The 15,947-nt window shown below is 42.3% G+C and carries 16 protein-coding genes; 4 read left to right on the plus strand and 12 right to left on the minus strand.

Going from position 1 to position 15,947, the window contains the following annotated elements:
* The first annotated feature begins 31 nt into the window (after positions 1 to 31).
* Positions 32 to 673 carry a CBS and ACT domain-containing protein gene (locus MHB79_RS13445; protein ID WP_003217690.1) on the plus strand — a complete coding sequence of 214 codons (642 nt, stop codon included), beginning with the start codon at positions 32 to 34 and terminating at the stop codon, positions 671 to 673.
* Positions 670 to 1,830 carry an acetoin utilization protein AcuC gene (locus MHB79_RS13450; RefSeq protein ID WP_003217659.1) on the plus strand — a complete coding sequence of 387 codons (1,161 nt, stop codon included), beginning with the start codon at positions 670 to 672 and terminating at the stop codon, positions 1,828 to 1,830. The genes MHB79_RS13445 and MHB79_RS13450 overlap by 4 nt, the downstream gene beginning before the upstream one ends.
* A gap of 42 nt (positions 1,831 to 1,872) precedes the next feature.
* Here MHB79_RS13450 and ccpA read toward each other — a convergent pair whose 3' ends face one another.
* The 11 genes from ccpA to MHB79_RS13505 all read right to left on the minus strand — a co-directional run bounded on the left by ccpA (position 1,873) and on the right by MHB79_RS13505 (position 13,656).
* Positions 1,873 to 2,874, minus strand: a complete 1,002-nt coding sequence (gene ccpA / locus MHB79_RS13455; RefSeq protein WP_003217727.1) for a catabolite control protein A — start codon at positions 2,872 to 2,874, stop codon at positions 1,873 to 1,875.
* Positions 2,875 to 3,324: 450 nt separating this feature from the next.
* Positions 3,325 to 4,401, minus strand: a complete 1,077-nt coding sequence (locus MHB79_RS13460; RefSeq protein ID WP_003217626.1) for a bifunctional 3-deoxy-7-phosphoheptulonate synthase/chorismate mutase — start codon at positions 4,399 to 4,401, stop codon at positions 3,325 to 3,327.
* 412 nt (positions 4,402 to 4,813) lie between these two features.
* Positions 4,814 to 5,137, minus strand: coding sequence for a bacillithiol system redox-active protein YtxJ (gene ytxJ, locus MHB79_RS13465; protein WP_003217729.1), 324 nt, complete (start codon positions 5,135 to 5,137; stop codon positions 4,814 to 4,816).
* Between the two features lie 33 nt (positions 5,138 to 5,170).
* The gene (locus MHB79_RS13470; RefSeq protein ID WP_003217681.1) at positions 5,171 to 5,641 is read right to left on the minus strand and encodes a YtxH domain-containing protein; all 471 of its coding nucleotides are present in this window, start codon (positions 5,639 to 5,641) and stop codon (positions 5,171 to 5,173) included.
* 26 nt (positions 5,642 to 5,667) lie between these two features.
* Positions 5,668 to 6,087, minus strand: coding sequence for a DUF948 domain-containing protein (locus tag MHB79_RS13475; protein WP_024424855.1), 420 nt, complete (start codon positions 6,085 to 6,087; stop codon positions 5,668 to 5,670).
* Between the two features lie 225 nt (positions 6,088 to 6,312).
* Positions 6,313 to 7,611 carry a UDP-N-acetylmuramate--L-alanine ligase gene (murC, locus tag MHB79_RS13480; RefSeq protein ID WP_003217748.1) on the minus strand — a complete coding sequence of 433 codons (1,299 nt, stop codon included), beginning with the start codon at positions 7,609 to 7,611 and terminating at the stop codon, positions 6,313 to 6,315.
* A 302-nt stretch (positions 7,612 to 7,913) separates the two neighbouring features.
* Positions 7,914 to 10,670 carry a DNA translocase FtsK gene (locus MHB79_RS13485; protein ID WP_284906101.1) on the minus strand — a complete coding sequence of 919 codons (2,757 nt, stop codon included), beginning with the start codon at positions 10,668 to 10,670 and terminating at the stop codon, positions 7,914 to 7,916.
* Positions 10,671 to 10,866: 196 nt separating this feature from the next.
* Positions 10,867 to 11,472: a YtpR family tRNA-binding protein gene (gene ytpR, locus MHB79_RS13490; protein ID WP_212046410.1), complete on the minus strand. Its 606-nt coding sequence runs from the start codon at positions 11,470 to 11,472 to the stop codon at positions 10,867 to 10,869.
* A 16-nt stretch (positions 11,473 to 11,488) separates the two neighbouring features.
* Entirely contained in the window at positions 11,489 to 12,301 is an 813-nt protein-coding gene (locus tag MHB79_RS13495) for a DUF1444 domain-containing protein (RefSeq protein WP_340989959.1), read from the minus strand.
* A gap of 19 nt (positions 12,302 to 12,320) precedes the next feature.
* Positions 12,321 to 12,641, minus strand: coding sequence for a thioredoxin family protein (locus tag MHB79_RS13500; RefSeq protein ID WP_003217665.1), 321 nt, complete (start codon positions 12,639 to 12,641; stop codon positions 12,321 to 12,323).
* Positions 12,628 to 13,656 carry a PTS transporter subunit IIC gene (locus MHB79_RS13505; RefSeq protein WP_340866448.1) on the minus strand — a complete coding sequence of 343 codons (1,029 nt, stop codon included), beginning with the start codon at positions 13,654 to 13,656 and terminating at the stop codon, positions 12,628 to 12,630. Before MHB79_RS13505 ends, MHB79_RS13500 begins: the two co-directional genes overlap by 14 nt.
* 200 nt (positions 13,657 to 13,856) lie before the next feature.
* On the opposite strand from MHB79_RS13505, the gene MHB79_RS13510 reads away from it, so the two are divergent.
* Positions 13,857 to 14,303, plus strand: a complete 447-nt coding sequence (locus tag MHB79_RS13510; protein WP_003217634.1) for a YtoQ family protein — start codon at positions 13,857 to 13,859, stop codon at positions 14,301 to 14,303.
* Positions 14,304 to 14,345: 42 nt separating this feature from the next.
* Here MHB79_RS13510 and MHB79_RS13515 read toward each other — a convergent pair whose 3' ends face one another.
* Positions 14,346 to 15,419, minus strand: a complete 1,074-nt coding sequence (locus tag MHB79_RS13515; protein WP_106029015.1) for a M42 family metallopeptidase — start codon at positions 15,417 to 15,419, stop codon at positions 14,346 to 14,348.
* 199 nt (positions 15,420 to 15,618) lie between these two features.
* Here MHB79_RS13515 and MHB79_RS13520 point away from each other — a divergent pair, with 199 nt between their 5' ends.
* Entirely contained in the window at positions 15,619 to 15,933 is a 315-nt protein-coding gene (locus tag MHB79_RS13520) for a PepSY domain-containing protein (RefSeq protein ID WP_003217759.1), read from the plus strand.
* Positions 15,934 to 15,947 lie beyond the last annotated feature (14 nt).

Below are 15,947 nucleotides of genomic sequence, written 5' to 3' on the forward strand. Positions count from 1 at the left end.
TCGTTTTTTTGGCAAAGGGGATTGGTAAACAATGATGATTGAACAAATTATGGAGCGTGATGTGATCACGCTGCGAAAAACCGATACGATTGAAGAAGCCATAAAAAAAATGAGTGCACATCACATTCGGCATATTCCAATCGTATCTGATCAAGATTCTGTCATTGGGATGGTGACAGATCGAGATATTAAAAATGCCAGTCCAAGTATATTTGAAACAGAAAAAAGGAAGCTCTTTATTCAGCGGCCTGTTGAAGAGATCATGGTATTAGAGACGATTACTGCTCATCCGCTTGATTTCGTTGAAGAGATTTCTAGTGTCTTTTTTGAACACGGAATTGGCTGCCTTCCAGTGGTGAGACGCGGCAAGCTTGTAGGCATTATCACAAAGACTGATTTGCTTCGTACGTTTGTCAGACTGACAGGTGCAGATCAGCCTGGGTCACACTTAGAGGTTGAAGTGGACCAAATGACAGAAGGTCTTGCAGACATTACGACCATTTTAAAAGAGCAGCATATTCAAATGCTGAGTGTGCTTGTGTATCCGCATGCAAATGAATCGTCTAAAGTGCTCGTCTTCCGCCTTCAAACCATGCATGCAGATCATGTGACGAAGCTGATTCGTGCAAAAGGCTATAAGGTGCTGTGGCCTATGGAGCAGACGATCAAATGAAGGAAGCGACCTTTGTTTTTTCACCCTCTTTTCAAACGTACCAGTTTCACCAAGACCATCCCTTCAATCAGCTTCGTGTCTACTTAACATATGACCTGCTTCAAAAAATGAAGGCGTTAACAGATGATGAGATCGTCGCACCGCGTATGGCGACCCTCGAGGAATTAAAGCTCGTCCATACAGCCGATTATATTCAAGCTGTGCAGCGGGCTAGTCAAGGAAAGCTCTCTACAGCAGAGGGGGAACGCTACGGTCTTGGCACGGAGGATACACCGATGTTTGCAGGTATGCATGAGGCAGCTTCTCTCCTTGTTGGCGGGACACTCACAGCCGTTGACCAAGTAATGATGGGACACTCGCAGCATGCACTGAATCTTGGCGGTGGACTTCATCACGGGTTTAAAGGGCGTGCATCTGGCTTCTGTATTTATAATGACAGCTCAGTGGCGATTCAATATATTCAAAAGACATATGGTGCAAGAATTTTATATATTGATACGGATGCCCATCATGGAGATGGTGTACAATTCAGCTTCTATGACGACCCTGAGGTATGTACGGTCTCGATTCATGAAACGGGACGCTATTTGTTCCCTGGAACTGGACAAGTACAGGAAAGAGGTCATGATAAAGGCTATGGCTACGCCTACAATATTCCGCTTGATGCATTTACAGAAGACGAATCGTTCCTTGAAGCATACCGAACAGCAGTGACGGAAATTGCTGCTTTTTTTAAACCAGATGTGATTTTGACGCAAAACGGCGCAGACGCACACTACTATGATCCGTTAACCCATTTATCTGCCACCATGAAAATATATGAGGAAATTCCTAGACTTGCCCATGAATTAGCGCATCAATATTGTGATGGCAAATGGATCGCTGTCGGCGGAGGAGGATATGATATTTGGCGTGTCGTGCCAAGGGCGTGGAGCCGAATTTGGCTTGAAATGAAAGGTATTACACCGCCTAATGAACTGCCTCAGGACTGGGTTCAGGCTTGGCATAAACAATCTCCTGTCACCCTGCCATCCACATGGAGAGACCCTGACGATTTATATCCACCGATCCCAAGAAAAGCAGAAATCACAGAAAAAAATGCTCAAACTGTAGAAAAAGCACTGATGCCCGTTAGAAGAGAAAAGAAAAATGCATAAGAAAAGCAGGCATTCACTGATGTGTAAGCCTGCTTTTTCGTTTTATTTTGTTGATTGTCTTTCTTCAATTCTGTGTGGAAGTTCCACAATTTGGTCATCTACTTGTTCTTTGTTCATCAGCTTTGTCAGCAGTCTCATTGCGACAGCACCAATATCATACGTCGGCTGAACAACAGTTGTCAGCTGAGGACGCACCATGAGAGAAAGTCTCGTGTTATCAAAGCCAATCACTTCTAAATCATCAGGAATGGATACGCCTCTATCTTGTGCTCCATGAATGACACCTAGCGCCATTTCATCCGTAGCCGCAATAACAGCTGTCGGCTTGTCAGACTGCTCAAGCAAGTGAGCAAGTGATTCAATTCCAGAATCATACGAATAATCGCCTTCAGCGACGAGCGCATCGTCAAATGCGATGCCCGCTTCTTCGAGCGCACGCTTATAGCCTGCAAGCTTTCTCATAGAGTTAATCGGTTCTGACATTGGGCCAGATACGAAGGCAATTCGCTTATGTCCTTTTTCAACTAAAAGCTGAACTGAATCATAAATCGCTTGCTCGTAGTTGATGTTGACAGACGGTGTTTGAGCTTGCTCTTCAACAGATGCAGCAAGAACAATTGGCACAGGAGAGCGCTTAAATTCTTCAACAAGCACATCTGTGATATTTCCACCCATAAAGACAATCCCATCTACTTGTTTACCTAGCATTGTATTTAAAAGATGAAGCTCTTTATCGGTATTTTGATCTGAGTTGCTCAAAATGATGTTGTACTTATACATCGTGGCGATATCTTCAATTCCGCGAGCAAGCTCTGAATAGAAGATACTCGAAATATCAGGGATGATAACCCCAACCGTCGTTGTTTTTTTACTTGCAAGGCCTCGTGCCACAGCATTCGGGCGATAGCCAAGGCGATCAATCGCTTCAAGTACCTTTTTTCTTGTTGTTGGTTTTACATTCGGATTCCCATTCACTACGCGTGATACCGTTGCCATACTTACATTTGCTTCTCTTGCTACATCATATATTGTAACATTATTCACATAAATCACTCCTTCAAATACACTTCATATCTATAGCATTCACCAATTGGATAGAGACATGTCAGATACGAGGAAAATAATATCCTATTTGTCATTAAAACGATGAAAAGAGACACATAATTTTTCAATCTACATCAAAATGACATTCTTTTATGAAATTATACACGTTTTTTCACCATATGAAAACGTTCCCTTTCTTTTTATAACTAAATTAAACAAACTTTAATGAGCTTGTTACCTGTAAATTGAATCATATTTCATGAAAAACCGTCGAGAACGTCAGCTATGACAATGATCTTAGCAGATTCTATTGAATTTTAAAAATGAAAACATTGTGAACAAGCACTTTTAAAGCTTGCAATGTGCTCTTTTCCTTTCATTCCCAATATCCATCATGTTTTATCCATAGAAAAACCGCCGGGCAGTCATCCGGCGGCTTTCTATCTATGATTACGCGTGAATGTTAACAAGTGGTCTTAACGCATCTAACCATTTTTCGAATTGAGGAATGTCCATTTGCTGCGCTGAGTCAGATAGAGCAACAGATGGATCTGGATGCACTTCTGCCATGACACCGTCTGCTCCAATCGCAAGAGCTGCTTTCGCTGTTGGAAGGAGAAGATCTCTACGTCCAGTTGAGTGCGTCACATCAACAAAGACTGGTAAATGTGTTTCTTGTTTCAAGATTGGCACAGCAGAAATATCTAGTGTATTTCTTGTCGCTGTTTCATATGTGCGGATACCGCGCTCGCAAAGGATGATTTGGTCATTTCCTTGGGCGATGATGTATTCAGCTGCATTGATGAATTCTGAAATAGTCGCTGCAAGACCACGTTTTAAAAGAACTGGTTTCTTCACAGATCCGGCTGCTTTTAATAGCTCGAAGTTTTGCATGTTCCGTGCACCAATTTGGATGACATCGATATGCTCAATCGCTTCTTCAATATGAGCAGGATTGACGATTTCACTAATGACAGCAAGACCGTATTCATCCGCTACACGCTTTAGAATTTTAAGACCGTCTACACCGAGTCCTTGGAAATCGTATGGACTTGTGCGAGGTTTAAATGCACCTCCGCGAAGTAGTTTTAGTCCTTGCTGTTTCGCTGCTGCCGCCACTTCTGCGACTTGCTCGTAGCTTTCAACAGCACATGGTCCAACGATGAAGCGCTGTTTCCCATCACCGATCGCTTCTCCATTGATGTTCACGATTGTATTTTCCGATTTTTTCTTACGAGAAACAAGAAGTGCTTTGCTGTGGTCATCTTCTTGAAGCTCTAGGCCTGCTTTGAAAATCTCTTTGAAAATATGCTGAATTGTTGAGTTTTCGAATGGTCCATCATTTGCTTCAAGAATTTGGTTCAGCATTGTGCGCTCTCTGACAGGATCATAACGGTTGACACCTTGCGCTTCTTTCGCCTTTCCAATTTCTTTTACAATGCTTCCTCTTTCATTGATCAGTTTTAAGATTTGAAGATTTAGTTCATCTGCCTGCTGTCTCAATTGTTCTAGTTCATTGTTGCTCATTTTTGTCATCCTTTCCTCTGCCTGTTCTCGCTTTTTTTTTCATTCTCTCATGATAGGGTTTATTATAAACAAAGATTTCGGAATTGTCACGAAAATTTTCTTTATTACCCAAACGCTTTTAAGCGATAAAGTATTATGTGTAAGATTATAGCATAGTTTTGATTGAAGTAAACCTTTTTTATAAAAAAAACGTCAGCAGTTGCTGACGTTCAGATTGTTGACAAAGGGCTAAAATGATCTTTATTTTAGCCCTTTGTCTTCTTTTCAGCGTGATAGAAAACCTTTGCAGTCTAGGAAGGGCGAGCACAGGAGCGGAGCGAATTTGACATTCGTGAGCACCGGAGCACAGTCCTGACAAAGAATGCGAGGGTTTGTCTACACGCTGAAACGTCAGCAGTTGCTGACGTTTCTTTTACACATTATGTTCAAGCGCTTCTTTTGTAATGCTTGAGTGGGATGCATGCCATTTTACTTTTCCACCGCTAAAGACGAGTGCCTGGGGACTTTCGTGCTTTACCCCTGACTTTTCTGTCACATAGGATGAAAGCTCTCTTGTGTTTTGAATTTGCAAGAAATAAGTTGGCACGTCTTCATGTGCAGACGCAAATGCTTCAAACTCTTGAAAAGCCGCTTGACTGATCGGACATGTCAAACTGTGCTTAAAAAAGACAAAGGTCCCATCTTGATTCGTTAGTTGATCAAACTGTTCTTCTGTTTCAATGAGTTGTTTTGACATGATGTTCTCCTTCTTCACTCTGTGCAGTAAGAGTTAGCCTTTAGTCGATTGTTCTACTTTTTCTTTGACATCTTTAATGCCATCTTCAATTTCTGATTTCGCTTCTTGTGCTCGTACTTTGGCTTCATCCGCTACATCTGATGCTTCACTTGCTATGTCAGCTGCCGCATCTTCTGCTTCACTTTTCACATGATTAGCTTTTCCAGCTGCACGTTCTTTTATGTCTTTCACTTTGTCTAAAATTTGGTTTGACTGTTCTGCCACCATTTGAGACAATTCAGACGTTTTATCTTTCGCAATCGTCACATATTCAGTGCCTCTTTCTTTTGCATCTGTTGTGAGTCGATCTGTTTTTTCTTTTAAAACATTCGCTTGGGTGTTCAAATCATCGCGAAGCTCTTTCCCTGACTTCGGTGCTAAAAATAAAGCTGTTGTTGCACCCACAATTCCACCAATAAGTGTTCCGATCAAAAAGTCTTTGCTATTGATTCCGTCTTTGCTCATGATTATTCCTCCTATGCGAAAATGGTTTATTTTTGGTGTTTTCGTTGTTTCCATTTTTTATAAATTTCAAGTGCTGCGTTACTCCAGCTTACCACATCCGTGACTTTTTCTTGATTTCGTTCAACGGATGAAGAAACCGCACCAGCTGCCTGCTTTATGCTTGTATTAAATTGGTTGATCGAGCCGCCAATTCCCTGCACCGCATCCACAACTGTGTTGAGTTTTGCCGATTTGTCTTGAATATCTTCAGCAAGCTGATTCGTCTTATGTAGCAACTGTGCTGTCTCTGTGGTGATCCCCTGCATCTGACCTTCAAGACCTTCTAAAGTTGATGCGACATTCTTTAATGTCAGCTGTAAGGATTTTAATGTTTTGGACAAGTAGATGACAAGAATGAGGAAAGCAATTGCAATCAGTGCAACGCTTAGATATAGAATAATAATCATCTGATACCTCCTTTGCTGCGGGCATATTCAATTCATTACCCTCTCGTTGTATCATTCAAACATCGCGTAGAATGACCGATTGAATAATAATTCTACACTTATTCGCTGATTCCTGTCCACAGCGAACGAAAAAAAGCGGAAGATGTTGACACAATTAGCCGCTTTGTCACATTTTATTCAAAATAAAAAAAGTGCCGATCAAAACGGCACTTTTCGTTTAAGTATTTATACAGCGACTTTTTCATAAGCACGCAAATATTTTTGAATGTCTCCTGCTCCCATAAAGACCAGAATCCCATCTTTGTGCGCTTTCAGCACAGATGTATCTTCTTCTGCAATCAATTGGGCCTGCGGGATTTTTTCTCGTAAGTCTTCGATACTCAGCTTCCCGATGTTTTCACGGGCTGAACCGAAAATATCACATAGGTATACATAGTCCGCTTTTTTCAAACTGTCAGCAAATTCACTTAAGAATTGCTGTGTACGTGTGAAGGTATGCGGCTGGAAGACAGCGACAATCTCACGGTCTGGATACTTTTGGCGTGCTGCTTCAATTGTGACTTCAATCTCCGTTGGGTGATGGGCATAGTCGTCAATTAAAACCTGCTCACCGACTACTTTTTCATTAAAGCGGCGTTTGACTCCACCAAATGTCGTTAGTGCCCCTTTGATGAGCTCTACATCAATGGCTTCATAGTGACATAATGCAATCACAGCTAATGAATTAAGGACATTGTGATTTCCGTAGGCAGGAATGTAGAAGGTATCATAAAACGTATTACGTACAAATACATCAAATGTAGTGCCTTCCGTGTTCTTCACAACATTGCGTGCTTGGAAATCATTTTCTTCATTGAAACCGTAGTATACAACAGGTACCTTCGCTTGAATTTTAGGCAGATGCTCGTCATCACCGCAAGCGATAATGGCCTTTTTCACTTGTAGCGCCATGTTTTGAAACGCATCAAACACGTCGTCAATATCCGAGAAGTAATCAGGATGATCAAAATCAATATTGGTCATGATCGCATAGTCTGGATGATAGCTGAGGAAGTGTCTGCGGTATTCGCATGCTTCAAATACAAAATACTCGCTGTTTTCTTTCCCCATACCAGATCCATCACCGATTAAGTATGAAGTTGGTTTCGCTGATTGCATCACATGGGCAAGCAGTCCTGTTGTTGACGTTTTACCATGAGCACCAGTAATCGCAACGTTTGTGAATGTATCCATGTATTCTCCAAGGAATTTATGGTAACGAATGACAGGAATCCCTTCAGAAAGGGCACGTTCAATCTCAGGGTGTGTATCAGGAAATGCATTACCTGCAATGACGGTCATCCCTGGCTGAATATTATCTGGGTCAAATGGAAGAATTTTAATATTTCGTTCTTCTAATGCTTTTTGTGTAAAGATATGTTTTTCGATATCCGATCCTTGGACAGTATACCCAGTATCATGAAGAATTTGGGCCAGTGGACTCATACCTGTCCCTTTTATTCCAACAAAATGATAAACAGTCATAATTGTACCTCCAACAAACGTCTATCTGACTTACAGTATATGACGCTCATTTCAATTTGCAACTTGTGATTTTCGCCTCTAGCGGCTCACAGATCGCAGCTCCAAATAAAGATTTTTTCCGATCTTCCTATTCTAATCAATATTAACTATGATTAGTATCCGACAACTTTCCTATTTCTAACACCTGCTTTCGCTCATTTTACATAAAAAAGCGTTCTGACAGGCATGCGAAAAGCGTCCAATTCCAAAATTGCACCTATGTGCTATCATACCATGTTTATGAAAAAAATGAAGTGGTTTGTTTAGATCAGCTGTTCTAAGTCACTCAGTGTCATGAGGACTTCCCTTGGCTTACTGCCTTTTGCACCAGAGATCATGCCCTCGCGTTCCATCATGTCGATCAATCTGGCTGCACGATTGTAGCCAATTCTAAATCTTCTCTGCAAACTTGATGTACTAGCGCTATTCTGCTCAATGGCAAAACGGCAGGCATCCATAAACAATTCGTCTTCATCTGTAATCGCAGAGCCTTGGAGCATTAATTCCTCCTGTTCGAAAAGGAACACCGGCTTACGCTGTTTTCTAACATGTGCCACCACTTGATCGATCTCGCGGTCTGATACAAAGTTCCCTTGCAGCCTCGTCGGCTTGCCGGAGCCATTTTCTAAGAAAAGCATGTCTCCTTTTCCGAGAAGCTTTTCTGCACCTGCCATGTCGATGATCGTTCTAGAATCTACCTGACTTGAGACAGAGAATGCAATTCTTGTTGGAATATTGGCTTTAATCAGACCTGTGATGACATCAACAGAAGGTCTTTGTGTGGCAATCAATAAGTGAATGCCGCACGCTCTTGCTTTTTGCGCGATTCGGCAAATGCTTTCTTCGACTTCATTTGGTGCGACCATCATTAAATCAGCAAGCTCATCGATCACCACGACAAGATAAGGTAGTTTTTCACCCATTTGTTTTTCTTTGACAAGCTCATTGAATCGTTTGATTTCTCTCACACCAGAGTGCGCAAACAGCTCGTAGCGTCTTTCCATTTCATCCACTACCCATTTCAGAGCAGCTGTCGCTGTCTTCGCATCGGTAATAACAGGACTCACGAGATGCGGAATATGATTATACGGCGCTAATTCGACCATTTTAGGGTCGATTAAAAGCATTTTCACTTCATCTGGTGATGCTTTAAACATTAAGCTCACTAAAATGGTATTGATGCAGACACTTTTTCCTGAACCTGTTGCTCCAGCAATTAAGCCATGCGGCATTTTTTGCAAATCAACGACAACAGGTTGTCCTGAGATATCTAATCCGAGTGCTGCTGTTAAAGGAGATGGATTATCTCTAAATGCACTGCTTCTGATCATCTCTCGTAAGAAAACCATTTTGCTGTGAAGGTTCGGCACTTCGATCCCGATCGTGTTCTTTCCTGGTATCGGTGCTTCAATTCGAATATCCTTTGCGGACAAACTAAGTTTAATATCATCTGACAGGTTCGTGATTTTGTTCACTTTGACCCCTGGTTCTGGATGTACTTCAAACCTTGTCACAGAAGGGCCTTGCGTGACATGAACCACACTTGCTCTGACATTGAAATTTTTCAGCGTGGCATTGAGTAGCTCTGCTCGCTCTTTCACCCATGTCCCGTCCTCTTCTTTTTGAGCTGGAGGTACGTCTAAAAGGGCGAGGCTTGGAAACACATATCCTTGGGCATCTGCTGCTTTCTTTTGTCCTTGCACGCGCTGATCACTTTTTAACATCATGACGTTAAAAGGAACCGTTGAGGTTTGTCCACTTGCACGTTGTGGCTGAGGAGATACCTGTTTCGGTTTTTCTTCGATCACTTCATGCACTTGTTCTTGCTTTTCTTGCTGCTCTATGACAGGTTCTACTCGTTCAGTAGCGGTCTGTTCGTCTGCTACTTGTTCTATTGGCATCACTTGATCTTCTACTATTTCCGCTTCTTCTATCGATTGCTCTTCTTGCAGATCAAGCTCGGCAACTGGCTCTGTTTCTTCTAATGCTGCCGCCGCTGGCTCTTCTTCTTGATGGTCTTCTAAGGAATCAGCTTCTATTTCCTCGACTGGTTCTGCTGAGATGACGTCTAGTACCTCTACTTCTTCTGCCGGCATGTCTACTTCCATTTCAATTGCGAAATGCGTGTCTTCCGCTGTTTCGAATGTCAACGGTTCTATTTCCTTCGTATGATCTACAAACTGTTCTACCGGCTCGTCCTGTATTTCTTCGTTTTCACTGGAAACATCCTGTACAGGTACAGGCTCAGACTCTACCGGCGGCTTGTGATATACTTCGGCTTGCTGATGATGTAAGTCAGCTTCAATATGGTCTTGAGGCTCAGAAAAGGCTGGCTCTTTTTCCTCTGTTTGAATGAAAGGCTCGTCATTTAAACGCTCCATCGTTGATTGAACGTGATCGTGATAAGCGAGCTCCTCTTGCAAAGTAAGCGGGGTCACGTCTGTTTGCATGTCCACTCTTTCTTCTGCTGGCGCTGAAACTGTTTCTTCCATACGATTTTCTTTCCGTATTGATGGAATGTTCATTTGCTGTCTGACATTTCGTTCACGCTCTGCCTCTTCTGATAACAGGGTGACGCGCTGCGCTGTTTCTGCTGCTTTCATTTGAACAGAAGATGATTCTTCTTTCGACTCTGTTCGTTTCGGACGCATATCCTGATGATAGCCATAGATCGGTGATGGAATTTGCTCTGGTTTGAATGGCTTTTTATGAATGTCAGGCTGAACCGTTTGTTTTGACTCATAGGTCTTCTGCTTAGCCTTTGGCTGGCCTTGCTTCGGGCGTCTTCTTTCCTGCTTTACTCCGTCACGCTGAGGTTCATCTGGAACGAGCGGAAAGCGGAAGTTGCCTGTCGGATATTCATAATAGACTTTTGTATCTTCAATTTTTTTATATTCTTTATGCTGTTCAAAAACTGGCTGCTTTGGTGCAACTGGACCTTCCTCAGGTCTCACAGCTTTTTCTTCTTTCTTTTCTTCTCCTAAAAATACACTAAAAAATTTATCTAACCAACTCATCATTTATCACTCACTTTAACTCCCCTTACGTTTTCTTGGGCGATTTTTAGTATACCATTGCTTTTTCATGCAGAAAAGCGAGAAAAGTGCCGCTCTTTGCTATTTGTGCTGTCTGTAGATGAAAAAAAGTCACTAAGTACGTACTTAGTGACTTTTGGTATAACACAATCTTCGCTCTGATGTGCCCGTTTATGGGAGGTTATGCTTGAAAGGCTTCGCCAGCTTGATGGCTTCCTTCTAGAACAAGAATCCCTTTTTCAGCAGGCGCGTCTGGAAGATCTAGTTCTTTTGCTGAACAAATCATTCCGCTTGATGGAACACCTCTTAGCTCAGCATCTTTGATGATTAAACCGCTTGGCATCACTGCCCCAACCTTCGCAACCACGACATATTGCCCTTGATCAACATTTGGTGCACCGCACACGATTTGTAATGTTTCATCGCCAACATCCACTTGGCAAATGTTTAATTTATCTGCATTCGGATGCTTTTCTTTTTCCTTTACATAACCGACAACAAATTTTGGTGATAGATCGACAGTCAACGTTTCACTGACACCGTTGCGGTTTAAAATTTCGTTCATATCTTGAACAAGTGTTTCAGAAAGCGGTACAGATCCGTTTTCTTCAATTTTCATGTAAGTGGATGCGTTGAAGATATTAAAGCCTGTTGTTTCTTTTGTTTCTTGATTGAAGATTCTTACGACATCTCCAAACGTCTCATGACCTACTTCTTCTCTCGTCACATCTTTCAATGAAATAAGGAGTGTGTCGCCTACACCTTCTGCATTATAAAAAACGTTCATTCTTCAAAATTCCCTTCTACTGCTGTTTTGGTCTGCTTTTAGCAAGAATAAAGATCGGTTCAAGCTTGCCTTCATCATATAAAAATGACAATGCGGTAATCGGAACCGTGCCGCTGGCGAAGAAGCTCATCGACATCTGTCCTAAAATATCATAGCCTGATTCATTGCGAACATCTGCAATGATGAATACATCTTGATGGGGGACAGAGATGGCCATCTGTCCTTCTATTTTTTGCGCGTATTCTTGTAAAATCGATTCATTTAAAAGTCTGCTGGCATCATATCCGTCATTTGCACGGAAGAAATAAAACCGGTTGCCTGCCACTTCATCCATTTTCACTACAGTTTCAAGTGAGCGGACATTGAAGCTTGCAGTTTCCCTGATTCGTTCTTTTGTCCAGTTTTCCTTTTGAAGCATCTTTTCATCAATTAATCTGTAGGTGCTTCCAAGGTCAAGTGCATAGTAGATTCTCGTTTCAGCTGTATGCTCATCAAAAACAAGCGGAATCTCGTCACTTGATGTCTTAGGAAAGGAAGTGGATCGAATGACCGGATAAATTTGCTTTTCTTTTCCTGAGATGTGCTGCGCTTCGCCTTTCATAGCACTTAGCGCCTCTTTCACATAATAAACGATCTCATCCAATGTTTCATCAGGCTTTACTTCCCACTTTGCAATGATTGGCGGGAGCTCTAGTGTGATCCCTTTGCCTGTTTGTTTATCTTCAATACGAAGCGTATCTTTTTCTCGGTCAAACTGGTGTGACCAGCTGTCATTTGTCAGACGGCTTTTGAGTTCGTTCGCAAGCTGTCTTGATGTCATTTTTGCCATGATTTAGACTCTCCTTTCATTATTTAGAAAGAGAATCTGTTAAAAATGCTTCAATCTCTTCCTTCGTTTTACGATCCTTGCTGACAAAGCGGTTAATCTCTTGCCCATTTTTAAAAACTAAAAAGCTTGGAATGCCGTAAATTTCCCACTCTGCGCAAGTGTCAATAAATTGATCTCTATCCACATAGAAGTACTCAAATTCTGGGTAGTTTGCTTCAAGCTCTGGTAAGAATGGTTCGATAAAGGTGCAGTCCGGGCACCAGTCCGCTGAAAATAGCAATACTGTTAAGTCTTCTTGAATTACTTTTTGTAATTCTTCGTTAGATTCAATTTTTTTCATGTTTCATTCCTCCAGTTTGTATGGTTAAATCTCCGAATTGTATATAGCCTTTCTTTCTCATCCATTCTGATACTACCAAACTAATCACTGCCGGGCCAACGATATGCAAAAGAGCAATCGCCAGAAAAACGGATGGATGAAATCCCATAACGGTCAGTGTCATGAGCTGTCCAACAAGGCCACTCGTTCCCATTCCTGCCCCTGCCGCATTATTGACCATCCCAAAGCCAATAATACCAATTGGCGCGAGAATGAGGCCCGCTATCGTCGGCGGAATAAGGATAAGGGGATTTTTCACAATGTTCGGCAGCTGCAATTTTGACGTGCCAATACCGACAGCGGCAAGTCCGCCAAAACGATTTTCTCTAAAGCCTGCAGCGGCAAAACCGACCATTTGAGCGCAGCAGCCAATCGTTGCAGCACCAGCAGCTGTTCCGCTTAAGTCAAGCATGAGCGCAAGCGCAGCACTTGAAATCGGTGAGCTGAGAGCAAGTCCAACAATGGTTGCTACTAGCATGCCCATGATGAGCGGACTTTGGTCAGTCCCCCACATAATGAGCCTGCCAAGCCCTGTCATCATGGCTTCAATCCCAGGACCGATCAAAGCGGCGGTGGAAAAACCAGTGATGATAGTAACAAGCGGTGTCAAAATGATATCAATTTTTGTCTCACCACTGACCAGCTTACCGATTTCCACACCAATTAATGCTGCGGCAAAGCTTCCAGCAGGTCCACCAAGCTCTGCTCCTGCAGCACCTGAGACAACACTTGCAAAAATGATCAAAGGAGATGCCTGTAACCGGTACGCAACGGCTACACCGATCGCTGGTCCCATGAGCCCCATGGCGAGTGTTCCCATTTTGATGATGAGCGGAAGTGATAACAGACCGCCTGCTGTTTTTAAAATCAGACCTACTACTAGTGTAGCAAATAGACCTAAAGCCATATAAGAGAGTGCATCAATGAAGTACACTTTTGGCGAAAGGGAGATTCCCTTTCTTTTCAAATAAGTCATCAACGTCGTCTTCCTGCTTTCTCATAGGAAAGACGAAGAGGCCTGTCCTTCCCATTATATGTAGTATTCTTACGATGAAAAATAGTCTCTACCATGAATATCATAATCATATTTTTTTTGCTTTATCAAGCACTTCTTGTGTAACATGAAAAGAAACAGGGCAAACCTTTACTAAGTTTGTACAAAAGGAGGAGATTGTTATGCAACTAACCGTCTATTTAGCAGGAGAAATTCATAGCCAGTGGCGCGATGAAATCAAGGAGAAAAGCCAATCATTGAAACTGCCAGTAACATTTGTTGGTCCAATGGAGAATCATGACCGCTCCGATCACATTGGTGAGGACATTTTAGGTGAGCAGCCAAATGCCATTTTCAAAGATGATGCTGCTTCTGATTTGAATAATTTCCGTACTGAGATCCTATTAAACAAAGCAGACGTCGTCATTGCCCGCTTTGGTGAGAAATATAAACAGTGGAACACGGCAATGGATGCATCTGCTGCCATCGCTAAAGGGAAACCTCTCATTTTGATCCGCCCAAAAGAACTGCACCATCCGTTAAAGGAGCTATCAAACAAAGCGAATATCACTGTGGAAACCGTAAACCAAGCGATCAAAGCGTTATCTTACGTGTTTGAACAGCAATAAAAAAAGGCTGCTCTCTTGAAAGAGGCAGCCTTTTGTTTACATTTACACCTGTTGATAAATAGAATCCACTGTACTTTGATCACAGCTTTTCACAAGACGGACGATTAATTCTTTTGCCGCTGCATAGTCATCCACATGCAATACTGAATGACTTGTGTGAATGTAGCGAGCACACACTCCAATGACAGCAGAAGGCACGCCTTGGTTTGAAATATGCACACGTCCAGCGTCCGTACCACCTGGTGATACGAAGTATTGGTATGGAATACTGTTTGACTCAGCTGTATCGAGCACAAAATCTCTCATGCCGCGGTGCGTAATCATGGTTCGATCAAAAATACGCAGAAGTGCACCTTTTCCTAGCTGGCCGAATTGGGTTTTGTCACCTGTCACATCGTTTGCAGGGCTTGCATCTAAAGCAAAGAACAGATCTGGCTGAATCATATTCGCAGCTACTTCTGCCCCTCTAAGACCTACTTCTTCCTGAACCGTTGCACCAGAATACAGATGACATGAAAGTGGTTCGTCTTTTATTTCTTTTAATAATTCAATCGCAAGTCCGCAGCCATAGCGGTTATCCCAAGCCTTCGCTAAAATCTTTTTAGGATTCGCCATTGGGGTAAAGACTGTTGCAGGCACGATTTGCTGTCCTGGACGAATGCCAAGCTCTTTTGCCTCTTCTTCACTGTCTGCCCCAATATCAATGAGCATGTCTGATGGTTTAACAGGTTTGCTTTTTTGTTCTGGTGTTAGAAGATGAGGTGGTGTACTAGAGACGACACCAGGAATTGGCCCGTGATCGGTATGAACATCGACACGCTGCGCCAGCATGACTTGACTCCACCAGCCGCCGAGTGTTTGGAAGCGGATCATCCCGTTTTTCGTAATGGATGAAACCATGAATCCCACTTCATCCATATGACCAGCCACCATGATTTTAGGTGCGTTCTCTGGTCCCTTGCGTACCCCAAACACACCGCCAAGACGATCCTGAATGAGTTCGTCAGAATATTTCTCAAGTTCCTTTTTCATAAAAGCACGCACATGGTGTTCATTACCTGGGGTGCCTTGTAATTCTGTTAAATTTCGGAAAAGCGACAATGTTTCTTCATTCATTCTACGATTTACCTCGTTTCTATGTAATGACCATATATATTCCTATAAAAATAACACTCACTTTATACTATAAGAATTCTTTCGGTTTTCCAAGTATCTCTCCAGAAATTTTGAATATGCTTTCAACTATTCGGATTCCTTAACATCAATGGACAAGTTTTGTATAATGGAAAAAACAGCAATACGGAGGTGCAGCACGTTGAAGTTAAAACATGTTCTGATTGGTGCGAGTATTGGCGTAGCCGCTGCAATTGTTGCAAAGAAAGTATTTTTCCCTACGTATATCTCGTCTGAAAAAGCATTAAAAATTGTGAAATCCGCTTTTAAACAGCGCGGCCCGATTGATGGCTCTTGGATTTATACTGTACCAGAACCGTATACCGTAAATGGTGAAACGATTGATGTGTACAAATCTGGCATTACTCGCTCAGCCTTTGGCGAGCTTGAACAGTACGAAGTCATGATTGATGCCAAAACAGGCATGATTGTGGATGTCATTGATTCTGTGGCTTGATAAAGAAAGCTTCG

Source organism: Bacillus sp. FSL M7-0558 (assembly GCF_038003245.1).
GTDB lineage: Bacteria > Bacillota > Bacilli > Bacillales > Bacillaceae > Bacillus > Bacillus pumilus.

What these genes read in the sequence shown, in the direction of transcription:
- MHB79_RS13445 (WP_003217690.1), top strand. Translation starts at nt 32, where the DNA reads ATGATGATTGAACAAATTATGGAGCGTGATGTGATCACGCTGCGAAAA.
- MHB79_RS13450 (WP_003217659.1), top strand. Translation starts at nt 670, where the DNA reads ATGAAGGAAGCGACCTTTGTTTTTTCACCCTCTTTTCAAACGTACCAG.
- MHB79_RS13460 (WP_003217626.1), bottom strand. Translation starts at nt 4,401, where the DNA reads ATGAGCAACAATGAACTAGAACAATTGAGACAGCAGGCAGATGAACTA.
- ytxJ (WP_003217729.1), bottom strand. Translation starts at nt 5,137, where the DNA reads ATGTCAAAACAACTCATTGAAACAGAAGAACAGTTTGATCAACTAACG.
- MHB79_RS13470 (WP_003217681.1), bottom strand. Translation starts at nt 5,641, where the DNA reads ATGAGCAAAGACGGAATCAATAGCAAAGACTTTTTGATCGGAACACTT.
- MHB79_RS13475 (WP_024424855.1), bottom strand. Translation starts at nt 6,087, where the DNA reads ATGATTATTATTCTATATCTAAGCGTTGCACTGATTGCAATTGCTTTC.
- murC (WP_003217748.1), bottom strand. Translation starts at nt 7,611, where the DNA reads ATGACTGTTTATCATTTTGTTGGAATAAAAGGGACAGGTATGAGTCCA.
- MHB79_RS13485 (WP_284906101.1), bottom strand. Translation starts at nt 10,670, where the DNA reads ATGATGAGTTGGTTAGATAAATTTTTTAGTGTATTTTTAGGAGAAGAA.
- ytpR (WP_212046410.1), bottom strand. Translation starts at nt 11,472, where the DNA reads ATGAACGTTTTTTATAATGCAGAAGGTGTAGGCGACACACTCCTTATT.
- MHB79_RS13495 (WP_340989959.1), bottom strand. Translation starts at nt 12,301, where the DNA reads ATGGCAAAAATGACATCAAGACAGCTTGCGAACGAACTCAAAAGCCGT.
- MHB79_RS13500 (WP_003217665.1), bottom strand. Translation starts at nt 12,641, where the DNA reads ATGAAAAAAATTGAATCTAACGAAGAATTACAAAAAGTAATTCAAGAA.
- MHB79_RS13505 (WP_340866448.1), bottom strand. Translation starts at nt 13,656, where the DNA reads ATGACTTATTTGAAAAGAAAGGGAATCTCCCTTTCGCCAAAAGTGTAC.
- MHB79_RS13510 (WP_003217634.1), top strand. Translation starts at nt 13,857, where the DNA reads ATGCAACTAACCGTCTATTTAGCAGGAGAAATTCATAGCCAGTGGCGC.
- MHB79_RS13515 (WP_106029015.1), bottom strand. Translation starts at nt 15,419, where the DNA reads ATGAATGAAGAAACATTGTCGCTTTTCCGAAATTTAACAGAATTACAA.